General features: G+C 40.2%; 11 protein-coding genes and 1 tRNA gene. All 12 read left to right on the top strand.

Annotation, left to right across the window (positions count from 1 at the left end; translation table 11 throughout):
• Positions 1 to 20: 20 nt before the first annotated feature.
• The 12 genes from BGP76_RS18815 (at position 21) to rpsG (ending at position 12,831) form a co-directional block, all read left to right on the top strand.
• Positions 21 to 93: transfer RNA gene (locus BGP76_RS18815), tRNA-Trp, on the top strand.
• A gap of 27 nt (positions 94 to 120) precedes the next feature.
• Complete coding sequence (gene secE, locus BGP76_RS18820) at positions 121 to 312, top strand: preprotein translocase subunit SecE (RefSeq protein ID WP_073122863.1); 192 nt, start codon at positions 121 to 123, stop codon at positions 310 to 312.
• A gap of 19 nt (positions 313 to 331) precedes the next feature.
• Positions 332 to 889 carry a transcription termination/antitermination protein NusG gene (nusG, locus tag BGP76_RS18825; RefSeq protein WP_073122862.1) on the top strand — a complete coding sequence of 186 codons (558 nt, stop codon included), beginning with the start codon at positions 332 to 334 and terminating at the stop codon, positions 887 to 889.
• A gap of 2 nt (positions 890 to 891) precedes the next feature.
• Entirely contained in the window at positions 892 to 1,335 is a 444-nt protein-coding gene (gene rplK / locus BGP76_RS18830; RefSeq protein WP_073122861.1) for a 50S ribosomal protein L11, read from the top strand.
• Positions 1,336 to 1,347: 12 nt separating this feature from the next.
• Positions 1,348 to 2,046 (top strand): 50S ribosomal protein L1, encoded by a 699-nt coding sequence (rplA, locus tag BGP76_RS18835; protein WP_073122860.1) that lies wholly within the window; start codon positions 1,348 to 1,350, stop codon positions 2,044 to 2,046.
• 51 nt (positions 2,047 to 2,097) lie between these two features.
• A complete protein-coding gene (rplJ, locus tag BGP76_RS18840; RefSeq protein ID WP_073122859.1) occupies positions 2,098 to 2,628 on the top strand; it encodes a 50S ribosomal protein L10 in 531 nt (176 codons plus the stop codon).
• 40 nt (positions 2,629 to 2,668) lie between these two features.
• On the top strand, positions 2,669 to 3,049 hold the full coding sequence (gene rplL, locus BGP76_RS18845) for a 50S ribosomal protein L7/L12 (protein ID WP_073122858.1): 381 nt from the start codon (positions 2,669 to 2,671) through the stop codon (positions 3,047 to 3,049).
• A 132-nt stretch (positions 3,050 to 3,181) separates the two neighbouring features.
• Positions 3,182 to 7,054, top strand: coding sequence for a DNA-directed RNA polymerase subunit beta (rpoB, locus tag BGP76_RS18850; protein WP_073122857.1), 3,873 nt, complete (start codon positions 3,182 to 3,184; stop codon positions 7,052 to 7,054).
• Between the two features lie 54 nt (positions 7,055 to 7,108).
• Positions 7,109 to 11,422 (top strand): DNA-directed RNA polymerase subunit beta', encoded by a 4,314-nt coding sequence (gene rpoC, locus BGP76_RS18855; protein WP_119845838.1) that lies wholly within the window; start codon positions 7,109 to 7,111, stop codon positions 11,420 to 11,422.
• Entirely contained in the window at positions 11,415 to 11,750 is a 336-nt protein-coding gene (locus BGP76_RS18860) for a DUF3467 domain-containing protein (RefSeq protein WP_073122855.1), read from the top strand. Before rpoC ends, BGP76_RS18860 begins: the two co-directional genes overlap by 8 nt.
• 216 nt (positions 11,751 to 11,966) lie before the next feature.
• Complete coding sequence (gene rpsL / locus BGP76_RS18865; RefSeq protein WP_073122854.1) at positions 11,967 to 12,347, top strand: 30S ribosomal protein S12; 381 nt, start codon at positions 11,967 to 11,969, stop codon at positions 12,345 to 12,347.
• A 16-nt stretch (positions 12,348 to 12,363) separates the two neighbouring features.
• On the top strand, positions 12,364 to 12,831 hold the full coding sequence (rpsG, locus tag BGP76_RS18870; protein ID WP_073122853.1) for a 30S ribosomal protein S7: 468 nt from the start codon (positions 12,364 to 12,366) through the stop codon (positions 12,829 to 12,831).

Below are 12,831 nucleotides of genomic sequence, written 5' to 3' on the forward strand. Positions count from 1 at the left end.
TTTTGAAGGGATTGTTATACACGGGTGTAGCTCAATTGGCAGAGTAGTGGTCTCCAAAACCATTGGTTGGGAGTTCGAGTCTCTCCACCCGTGCAATGTTTAATAGCAAAGGTTTGTACTATGACTAAACTGATAAATTTTTTTAAAGAATCTTATGATGAGATGGTCCACAAAGTTACATGGTCCAAATATTCAGAATTACAGAGTAGTTCAGTTTTAGTTCTCGTCGCTTCCCTGATCTTTGCGTTGTTCATTGGTTTGATAGATATCAGCTTTGAGAATCTATTGGACTGGTACTATCATAATTTATAAAGCCTAAACCCTAGATACAATGAGTGATCTGAAATGGTACGTAGTTCGTGCTGTCAGTGGGCAGGAGAAGAAAGTTAAATCTTATCTCGAAACTGAAATTACCAGAATGGGTCTAGAAGATTTCATTCCTCAAGTCATGATACCTGCAGAAAAGGTCTACGAAATGAGAAATGGAAAAAAGAGAGTCCGCGAGAGAAACTTCTTTCCCGGATATATTCTTATTTCTGCAGACATCAATCACGGTGAAGTACAACATACTATCACGAACATCCCTGGTGTTATAGGTTTTTTAGGTGCAAATGATGGGGGACCTTCTAAAACACCAGTTGCGTTGCGTCAAAATGAGGTAAATCGAATTTTGGGTAAAGTTGACGAGGCGGAAGAGCAAGAAGAACAGCTCGATACTCCGTTTATCGTAGGTGAGGCAATCAAAGTTATGGATGGTCCATTTAGTGGATTTACAGGTAATGTCGAAGAAGTCTTCGAAGAACGTAAAAAACTTAATGTTATGGTTAAGATTTTTGGACGTAATACGCCTGTAGAGCTTAATTATATTCAAGTAGAAAAAACAGAGTAGAAATGGCTAAGGAAATTAGTGGTTACTTAAAATTACAGATTAAGGGTGGTGCTGCCAATCCTTCTCCTCCTGTAGGGCCTGCACTTGGTAGTAAGGGTCTAAATATCATGGACTTCTGTAAGCAGTTCAATGCTAGAACCCAAGAGAAAGCAGGTCAGGTTCTTCCTGTACTGATTACTATCTACACTGACAAGTCTTTTGACTTTGTGATCAAGACGCCTCCAGCAGCAGTATTGTTGCTGAATGCATCCAAACTAAAGAAGGGTTCTTCTGAGCCTAACAGAGATAAAGTTGGATCTGTGTCTTGGGATCAAGTGAAAGAAATTGCCGAGACTAAAATGCCTGATTTAAATGCATTTACAATAGAGTCTGCAATGAAGTTGGTAGCTGGTACAGCTAGAAGTATGGGATTAACAGTAAAAGGACAAGCCCCTTGGGCCAATTAATTTAAAATTAAAATGGCAAAATTAACGAAAAGTCAAAAACTAGCTGCTGAAAAGTACGACAAGACTCTATCATACAGTATGGAAGAGGCTTCAAAGCTAGTGAAGGAAATTACTACAACTAAGTTTGACGCATCTGTAGATGTGGACCTTAGGTTAGGAGTTGATCCAAGAAAGGCAGACCAAATGGTGAGAGGAGTAGTTGCTCTTCCTCATGGTACAGGAAAAGATGTGAGAGTATTGGTGCTATGTACGCCTGACAAAGAGCAGGAAGCAAAGGATGCTGGTGCGGATCACGTAGGCTTGGATGAGTATATCAAGAAAATCGAAGGTGGTTGGACTGATGTAGATGTTATCATCACTATGCCGACAGTTATGGCTAAAGTAGGTCGTATCGGTAGAGTTCTTGGACCTAGAGGTTTGATGCCTAATCCTAAGTCTGGTACGGTTACGCTTGATGTAGCGAAAGCGGTAAAAGAAGTAAAGTCTGGTAAGATTGACTTCAAAGTAGATAAATTTGGTATTATTCACGCTAGCGTAGGAAAGGTGTCTTTCACTGCTGAGCAGATCAAAGAGAATGCTTTGGAATTGATTAGCACCGTGTCAAAATTGAAACCTGCAAGTTCTAAAGGTACTTACTTTAAAGTAATTAGCCTTTCTAGTACGATGAGTTCAGGGATCACTATTGATAAGGGGTCAATTGCTGGATTGTAAATTAGCTTTAAATATTTCGTGCCATTAGGGTAGGATATAAAAAGAACTAAGATGACAAGAGAAGAAAAAGCCAAAATTATAGAAGAGCTTTCTGGAAAGTTTCAGTCAACTGGATACTTTTATTTCACAGATGCAGCAGGAATGACTGTTGCGGAGGTGAACAACTTTAGAAGAAAGTGCTTCGAAAGTGGCATAGAATACAGAGTGATCAAGAATACCTTGATCAAAAAGGCATTGGAAACAGTCGATGCTGATCTCTCTTCATTGAATGATGAAGTTTTGAAAGGTTTTTCTGGTGTTTTGTTTGCGGATCAAGATTCGGCAAGCGCTCCAGCTAAGCTTATCAAAAAGTTTAAAAAAGAAGACCAAGCAGATAGACCAAAACTTAAAGGGGCTTCCATCGAATACGATCTCTTTATAGGTGAGGAACATCTAGATACACTTGCTAAGCTCAAGTCTAAAAACGAGCTTATTGGTGAGGTTATTGGATTGTTACAATCTCCAGCCAAGAATGTTATCTCTTCACTTCAGAGTGGAGGACAAACACTTTCTGGGTTGCTACAGACTTTGTCTGAACGTTAATTTAGGTTTAAAATCATTAAAAATTTAATTATTTAAGAAAATGGCAGATTTAAAAGAATTCGCTGAACAGTTGGTTAACCTTACTGTTAAGGAAGTAAATGAATTAGCTGAGATATTGAAAGATGAGTATGGTATCGAGCCTGCAGCTGCTGCTGCTCCTGTAATGGTAGCTGGTGCTGCTGGTGGAGAAGCTGGTGGAGCAGAGGAGAAAAGCTCATTTGACGTTATCTTGAAGTCACCAGGTGGAGCTAAATTGGCTATCGTTAAATTGGTGAAAGAATTGACTGGTTTAGGATTGAAAGAAGCTAAGGAATTAGTAGATGGCGCTCCAAAAGCAGTTAAAGAAGGTCTTGCTAAAGAAGAAGCTGAAGGGCTGAAAAAGCAACTAGAAGAAGCTGGTGCTGAAGTAGAGCTTGCATAAGATTTGACAGTTTTTTTAAAAAACGTCTAAATATTTAGACCTGGTCCCGACTCATATCGGGATCAGGTCTTTTCCTATTTCTGCTTAGGTAGAAAGATTTCCTTATTTGTTATCACATAAAATTATACGGCCTTGGCTAGTAAAAATAAATCTGAAAGAATTAGTTTCTCTTCTATAAAATCGGTGATTGATTATCCTGATTTTTTGAAGGTTCAATTACAATCTTTTGAGGATTTTTTCCAGTTGGAAACTCCAGCAGAAAAAAGAGTTCAAGAAGGGTTGTTTAAGGTGTTTTCAGAAAACTTCCCAATATCTGATTCAAGAGAGAACTTTGTATTGGAGTTTATCGATTATTTGGTCGATCCTCCTAAGTACAACGTAGATGAGTCAATTGACAGAGGTCTAACATACTCTGTCCCGTTGAAAGCAAAATTGAGATTATCCTGTAATGATGAGGATAATGATGATTTTGAAACCATCGAGCAGGAAGTATTCCTAGGTAACATACCTTACATGACTGCCAAAGGTTCGTTTGTCGTCAATGGTGCTGAAAGAGTGATCGTGTCTCAGCTACACAGATCTCCAGGCGTGTTCTTTGCCCAAAGTAAACACACTAACGGTACGAAACTTTATTCTGCAAGAATTATCCCTTTCAAAGGATCTTGGATAGAGTTTGCAACGGATGTTAATAACGTCATGTATGCCTATATCGACAGAAAAAAGAAATTCCCTGTAACTACATTGTTGAGATCAATTGGTTACGGTTCGGATAAGGATATTTTGGATTTATTTGGTCTATCTGAGGAGGTGGACGCAACTAAAAAAGCTTTATCTAAAGTAGTAGGTCGTAAATTGGCCGCTAGAGTTCTTAGAACTTGGACGGAGGATTTCGTGGATGAAGATACTGGAGAGGTAGTGTCTATAGATAGAAACGAGGTACTCTTGGAGCGTGATTCTATGATCAACGAAGAGGATATCGATACTATCGTTGACTCTGGGTCTAAGTCTATCATTCTACATAAGAAGGATGTGAATATTACGGATTATTCTATCATCTACAATACACTGCAGAAGGATAATTCTAACTCTGAGAAAGAGGCTGTAGAACAAATCTATAGACAATTAAGAAATACAGAGGCTCCAGATGAGCAGACTGCGCGTGACATTATCAATAACTTGTTCTTTAGTGATAAGCGTTATGATTTGGGTGAAGTAGGTCGATATAGAATCAACCGTAAGCTTCAACTCGACGAGACTAATGTGTCAAGAGTATTGACTAAAGTTGATATTATCTTGATTGTGAAATATCTGATCGGTTTGATCAACTCCAAAGCGGTAGTGGATGATATTGATCACTTGAGTAACAGACGTGTAAGAACAGTTGGTGAGCAATTATATTCTCAGTTTGGTGTGGGGCTATCTAGAATGGCTAGAACTATCAAAGAGAGAATGAACGTTAGAGACAACGAAGAGTTCAAGCCTATCGATTTGATTAATGCTAGAACTTTATCTTCTGTTATCAACTCATTTTTCGGGACCAATCAGCTGTCTCAGTTCATGGATCAAACCAATCCATTGGCAGAGGTGACACACAAAAGAAGAATGTCAGCCTTAGGACCTGGAGGTCTTTCTAGAGAAAGAGCTGGTTTTGAGGTTCGAGATGTTCACTATACACACTACGGTAGACTTTGTACAATTGAGACTCCTGAGGGACCAAACATTGGTTTGATATCTTCGCTATGTGTTCATGCTAAAGTGAATAGCATGGGATTCATCGAGACTCCTTATAGAGAAGTTGACAAAGGAATAGTAAATATGACTTCTGATGTTAAATATTTGACCGCAGAAGAAGAAGATACTTACAACATCGCGCAGGCAAACGCACCATTGAATGATGATGGAGAGTTTCTGAACGACAGAGTAAAAGCAAGATTCGAGGGTGACTTCCCAGTTGTTGAACCCAAAGAACTTAAATACATGGATGTAGCACCTAATCAGATTGTATCTGTGGCGGCATCTATGATACCTTTCTTGGAGCATGATGATGCGAACCGTGCTTTGATGGGATCAAACATGCAGCGCCAAGCTGTACCTTTGTTGAAGCCACAAGCACCGATTGTAGGTACTGGTTTGGAAAAACGAGTAGCACTTGATTCAAGATCACTCATCTTAGCTAAGCAGTCTGGTACGATTTCGTATGTAGATGCGACTAAGATCATGGTGAAGTATGACTTGAGCGATGATCAAAAGTTGATTTCTTTCAATGACGAAGTAACGACCTACGATCTGATCAAGTTCAGAAGAACTAACCAAGACACTTGCATTAACTTAAAGCCTATTGTCTTTAAGGGGGATAAAGTAGTAGCAGGTCAGCCACTGTGTGAAGGTTTTGCGACTGAAGATGGTGAATTAGCATTGGGACGTAACCTAAAAGTGGCATATATGCCATGGCAAGGATACAACTTTGAGGATGCGATAGTTATTTCTGAGAAAGTTGTTAGAGACGATGTTTTCACATCTATTCATATTGATGAGTATGAATTAGAGGTAAGAGATACGAAAAGAGGTGAGGAGGAGTTAACTTCTGAGATTCCAAACGTAAGTGAGGAAGCAGTGAAAAACTTGGATGAACATGGTGTCATCAGAGTAGGTGCTGAAATCAAAGAAGGTGATATCCTGATCGGTAAGATTACGCCTAAAGGAGAAACTGACCCTACTCCAGAAGAGAAACTCTTGAGAGCAATCTTTGGTGATAAGGCCGGTGATGTTAAAGATGCTTCATTGAAAGCGTCGCCTTCTTTGAGAGGGGTAGTAATTGATACCAAGCTTTTTTCGCGTCCGAAAAAGGATAAAGATTTAAGAGCGAAAGCTAAGAAGGAAGTAGAAATACTAAAAGCAAGTTATTCAAAGCAACTTAAAGATTTACGTGCACAAATCGTAGAGAAGTTAGTGGAGCTATTGGGTGGTAAGACTTGTCAAGGTGTTAAACATAAGTTTGGCGAAGAAATCATGTCTAAAGGCGTGAAATTCAATGCTAAGAATATACAAGAAAACTTCTTCCCAGATAGAAATATCTACAGAGATGAAAGTAGTTATCACGTGGCTGAAGAAGTTAACTTGATCTCAGATTTGATTCTCGATGGATGGACAGTTGATCCCAATATTAACGGTATGGTTTTCCAACTTGTTAAGAATTACAACAAGAAGAGAAACGATATTGGAGGTATCTTTAAGAGAGAGAGATTCACACTAGAAGTAGGGGATGAGTTACCAGCAGGTATTGTCAAACTCGCTAAGGTTTATGTTGCTAAGAAGCGTAAACTAAAAGTAGGTGATAAGATGGCTGGTCGACATGGTAACAAAGGTGTGGTAGCAAGAGTTGTTAGAGAGGAAGATATGCCGTTCCTAGAGGATGGAACTCCTGTTGATATCTGCTTGAACCCACTTGGTGTACCTTCTAGGATGAACATTGGTCAGATCTACGAGACAGTGCTCGCTTGGGCTGGTTCGAAGCTAGGCCGTAAGTATGCTACACCGATCTTTGATGGTGCAACTATGGAAGAGGTGGCTGCAGAATTGACCGAAGCAGGATTGCCAGAATACGGTAGATCATACCTATATGATGGTTTGACAGGACAGCGTTTTGATCAACCAGTCACGGTAGGTATTGCTTACATGCTGAAGCTAGGTCACCTTGTAGATGATAAAATGCACGCTAGGTCTATCGGACCATACTCACTCATTACGCAGCAGCCATTAGGAGGTAAAGCCCAATTCGGGGGTCAGCGTTTTGGAGAGATGGAAGTGTGGGCATTAGAGGCATTCGGTGCTGCTAACGTGCTACAAGAGATCTTGACCATCAAGTCTGATGACGTGATTGGTAGAGCAAAAGCCTATGAGGCTATTGTTAAAGGTGAAAACATGAACAAACCAAATATCCCTGAATCATTCAACGTACTGGTTCACGAATTGAGAGGTTTGGCTCTTGAAATCACTTTGGACTAATTTATTAATGATAACTCGGCCCCTTTTTGGGGTCACTAACTTATATATTGAATTATGGCATTCAGAAAAAGCAAAAAGCTAAGCAGTGACTTTTCGAGAGTAACGGTAAGTTTAGCTTCTCCCGAATCTATTCTGGAAAGCTCACATGGTGAGGTTACACAGCCGGAAACAATCAATTATAGAACATACAAACCTGAAATGGGTGGATTGTTCTGTGAGAGGATTTTTGGACCAGTTAAGGATTGGGAATGTCATTGCGGAAAATACAAGCGCATCAGATATAAAGGAATTATATGTGATCGCTGTGGTGTAGAAGTTACCGAAAAGAAAGTTAGAAGAGAGAGAATGGGACACATCGAATTGGTGGTTCCTGTTGCTCACATTTGGTACTTCAAATCACTTCCAAACAAGATTGGTTATTTGCTAGGGATACCTACCAAAAAGCTGGATCAAATCATCTACTACGAGCGTTACTTGGTTATTCAACCAGGACTGAAAGAAGAAGATGGTATAAGTAGACATGACTTCTTGACTGAAGATGAGTATTTGGATATCTTGGATAAGCTTCCAAGAGAAAACCAGTTGCTCGATGACGATGATCCGAACAAGTTTATCGCAAAAATGGGTGCTGACGCCCTAGAGATGTCTTTGTCAAGAATCGAACTTGATACTTTGTCGTATGACTTGAGACACCAAGCAGCCACTGATACTTCTCAGCAGAGAAAAGCAGAGGCATTGAAGCGACTCAAAGTAGTAGAGGCATTTAGAGATGCAAAAACTAGAATCGAAAACAGACCAGAATGGATGATTATCAAGATGGTTCCTGTTATTCCTCCAGAGTTGAGACCTTTGGTTCCTTTGGATGGTGGTAGATTCGCAACTTCTGATTTGAACGATCTATACAGACGTGTGATTATCAGAAACAATAGATTGAAGCGATTGATAGACATCAAAGCACCAGAAGTGATTCTTAGAAATGAGAAACGTATGCTTCAGGAAGCTGTTGATTCATTGTTTGATAACTCTAGAAAGGTCAATGCTGTTAGATCTGATGGAAATAGAGCTCTGAAGTCTTTGAGCGATATGCTCAAAGGTAAGCAAGGTCGTTTCCGTCAAAACTTATTAGGTAAGCGTGTTGATTATTCTGGTCGTTCGGTTATTGTCGTAGGTCCAGAATTGAAAATGCACGAATGTGGTTTACCTAAAGGGATGGCTGCCGAGCTTTTCAAACCTTTTGTAATCAGAAAGTTGATTGAAAGAGGTATTGTTAAGACTGTAAAATCAGCCAAGAAAATCGTAGATAGAAAGGATCCTGTGATATGGGATATTCTAGAGAACGTATTGAAAGGACACCCTGTCCTACTCAACCGTGCTCCTACGCTTCACAGGTTAGGTATTCAAGCTTTTCAACCGAAATTGATCGAAGGTAAGGCTATTCAGTTGCACCCACTTGCTTGTACAGCATTCAACGCCGATTTTGATGGTGACCAGATGGCGGTTCACGTTCCACTGGGACATGAAGCGATTCTTGAGGCATCTCTATTGATGTTGGCATCACATAATATCTTGAACCCTGCGAACGGAGCGCCGATTACGGTTCCTTCTCAAGACATGGTTTTAGGATTGTACTATGTGACCAAAGGCCGTAGAACTACTAAAGAGCAAAGTGTACAAGGAGAAGGAATGACTTTCTACAGTGCAGAAGAGGTGATTATAGCGATCAACGAAGAAAGACTATCTAAGCATGCTTACATCAAGGTGAGAACCATGGTGAGAAATGAAGATGGTACTTTGGAAAGAAAAATCATCGAGACAGTAGCGGGTAGAGTTTTGTTCAACCAGTTCGTACCAGAAGAGGTAGGTTTCGTAGATGAGTTACTTTCTAAGAAGAAGCTACAGAAGATTATTTCTCATGTATTCAAGATCACTGGTATGGCGAGAACTGCACAGTTCTTGGATGATATCAAGCACCTTGGATTCCAGTCTGCTTACAAAGGCGGATTGTCGATGGGACTAGGAGATATCAATATCCCGGATGAGAAGGATAGTCTAGTAGCGCAAGCTAAAGAAGAAGTCGATGCAGTGTGGGCCAATTATCAAATGGGTCTAATTACTGATAACGAAAGATATAATCAGGTGATTGACATCTGGACTCGTATCAACTCTATGTTGACGGGAACTTTGATGACGCAGCTGGAAGAAGAAGATCAAGGATTTAATTCGATCTATATGATGATGCACTCAGGAGCAAGGGGTTCTAGAGAGCAAATTCGTCAGCTAGGAGGGATGAGAGGGTTGATGGCTAAGCCACAAAAGAACCTTCAGGGTTCTGTGGGAGAGATCATTGAAAACCCAATTCTATCTAACTTTAAAGAAGGACTAGATGTAATCGAGTACTTTATTTCTACTCACGGTGCACGTAAAGGTCTTGCGGATACAGCATTGAAAACTGCAGATGCGGGATACCTAACGAGACGTTTGGTTGATGTAGCGCAGGATGTAGTCGTCAATGAAGAGGATTGTGGTACGCTGAGAGGTCTACAAGTTTCTGCTCTGAAGGATAACGAGGATATCGTTGAACCATTATCAGAGAGAATCTTAGGACGTGTATCTGTACATGATGTCTATGATCCAATCACTGAGCAGTTGTTGATCCCTGCTGGAATAGAAATTTCTGAGGAAATCGCTTCGAAAGTTGATGAATCAGCAGTCGAAGAAGTAGAGATTAGATCGGTCTTGACATGTGAGTCTAAGAAAGGGGTATGTACGAAGTGTTATGGTAGAAACCTTGCAAGTGGTCAGATGGCTCACAAAGGTGATGCTGTTGGGGTAATTGCCGCACAGTCTATCGGAGAGCCTGGTACACAGTTGACATTGAGGACATTCCACGTTGGGGGTACAGCATCTAACATTGCGGTAGAGGCGACTATTCCAGCGAAGTTTGATGGTGTGATTGAGTTCGAAGAACTCAGGTCTTTGAAAACTACTAATGCAGATGGTAAAGAAGCTGTAGTAGTAATGGCTAGAGCGGGTGAGATCAAAATCAATGATCCAGAAACTGGAAAAACTTTGATTAGCAATCACGTTCCTTATGGAGCATTTTTGAATGTTAAGAATAAGAAGAAAGTTAAAAAAGGAGATCAGCTATGTAGCTGGGATCCATACAATGCAGTTATTCTTTCTGAATTCGATGGTAAGATTGAGTTCGAGGCTATCGAAGAGGGGATAACATACAAAGAAGAGTCTGATGAGCAGACTGGTCACAGAGAGAAAGTAATTATCGATACAAAAGATAAAACTAAGAACCCTGCGATCGTAGTAATCAGTGGCGATGATGAGAAATCATATAACATCCCGGTGGGAGCTCACTTGTCAGTAGATATTGGAGATGAGATACATGGAGGTCAAATCCTAGCGAAGATTCCTAGATCAATGGGTAAATCCAGAGATATTACAGGGGGTCTACCAAGGGTAACGGAATTGTTTGAGGCTAGAAATCCATCTAACCCAGCAGTTGTGTCAGAGATCGACGGGGTAGTTACTTATGGAGGAATCAAGCGTGGTAACAGAGAGATCTTTATTGAGTCAAAAGATGGTGTAAAGAAGAGATACCTTGTGTCACTATCTAAACATATTTTGGTTCAGGATAATGACTTTGTAAGAGCGGGTTATGCCCTATCTGACGGCGCAACTACTCCTGCTGATATATTAGCGATCAAAGGTCCTACTGCTGTTCAAGAATATTTAGTGAATGAGATTCAAGAAGTATACCGTCTGCAAGGTGTGAAGATCAATGATAAGCACATCGAGACGATCGTGCGTCAGATGATGCAGAAGGTTGTGATTCTAGATGCTGGTGATACTAGCTTCCTGCCAAACCAGTTGGTAGATAAAATCAAGTTCATGGAAGAGAATGATTCTGTTCTTGACTTGAAAGTAGTCTCTGATGCAGGTGATTCGGGTAACTTGAAACCAGGTCAGATTATTACTTCTAGACAGTTGAGAGATGAGAACTCTAGCTTGAAGAGAAGAGATATGAAGATTGCAACGGTAAGAAATGCTGAGCCAGCCGTTTCTAAACCGACACTTCAAGGGATTACACAGGCCTCTTTGGGAACGGAAAGCTTTATTTCTGCAGCTTCCTTCCAGGAAACGACTAAAGTGTTGAGTGAGGCTTCTATTAGAGGAAAGAGAGATAGCTTACAAGGACTTAAGGAGAACGTGATCGTAGGTCATTTGATTCCTGCAGGTACTGGTCAGCGTCAATTCCAAAAGCTGATCGTAGGGTCGCAAGAGGAATATGATACGCTAAAGTCTTCTAAAGAGGAGTTTGCGAATAAATCTAAAGAATATCAGGAGAATGAATAAGGACGAGAATAAACAGGAAAAGAAAGTACAAGGGAATCAGATTAATATTGAATTGTCTGAAGAAATTGCCGAAGGAGTATATGCTAACCTGGCAATGATTGCACATTCGAATTCTGAGTTTGTTGTTGACTTTATTCGCTTGATGCCAGGTGTGCCAAAGGCAAAGGTGAAGTCTAGAGTAGTGATTACTCCCGAACACGCCAAGCGCCTACATGCGGCACTTCATGATAATATAGTGAAATACGAACAGACATTTGGCCCCATCAAACAGGTGGAGGATTCGCCCAAGTTCCCGATGAATTTCGGAGGAGCAGTAGGAGAAGCCTAACAGCTAGTGTTAAAAATAAGTCTGAAAAGGAGTTCTATATGGACTCCTTTTTCATTTTATTAGATTGGATGTAAAGAAGGAGAATTACAGAATATTATATCAAAAAGACTGATAATCAACACATTTTTTTATTACAGTGTTTTAATATAAAGTAATTGTCTCTATCTTTGCGTTCCCAAAAAATGAACGGTAGAGAATAAATTAAATTAAAGATAAATGCCTACTATACAACAATTAGTTAGAAAAGGTAGAAAAACATTGGTCTCTAAATCAAAGTCTCCGGCTTTGGACGCATGTCCTCAAAGACGTGGAGTTTGTACCAGAGTTTATACTACTACACCAAAAAAACCTAACTCAGCGATGAGAAAGGTAGCTAGGGTAAGATTGACGAATGGTAAAGAAGTGAACGCCTATATTCCAGGTGAAGGTCACAACCTACAAGAACACTCGATCGTGCTGATCAGAGGTGGTAGAGTAAAAGATTTACCAGGTGTTAGATACCATATCATTAGAGGAGCTCTTGATACTGCTGGAGTAAGCGGTCGTTTACAGAGAAGATCTAAGTATGGTGCGAAAAGACCAAAGGATAAAAAGTAAAAACTGATATTTTAAGATGAGAAAATCGAAACCAAAGAAGAGATATATTCTTCCTGATCCGAAGTTCCAAGATACGCTCGTATCTAAGTTTGTGAACTATCTAATGGTGGACGGAAAGAAGAGTATTGCTTATGCAATCTTTTATGATGCTATTGACATCATTGAAGAAAAGACAAGTGAGAATGGTCTTGAGACTTGGAAAAAAGCGCTAAACAACATCATGCCATCTGTCGAGGTGAAAAGCAGAAGAGTAGGCGGTGCTACATTCCAGGTTCCAATTGAGGTCAGACCGAACAGGAAAACTTCATTAGGGATCAAGTGGATGATTTCATACGCTCGATCGAGAGGCGAAAAAACGATGAAGGAACGTTTAGCTGGCGAAGTTATCGCTGCTGCGAAAGGTGAAGGAGCTGCTGTGAAGAAGAAAGACGATACGCACAGAATGGCTGAAGCAAACAAAGCATTTTCACATTTTAGATTTTAA

Origin of the sequence: Reichenbachiella sp. MSK19-1 (assembly GCF_003590315.1) — a bacterium.
Lineage (GTDB): Bacteria > Bacteroidota > Bacteroidia > Cytophagales > Cyclobacteriaceae > Reichenbachiella > Reichenbachiella agariperforans.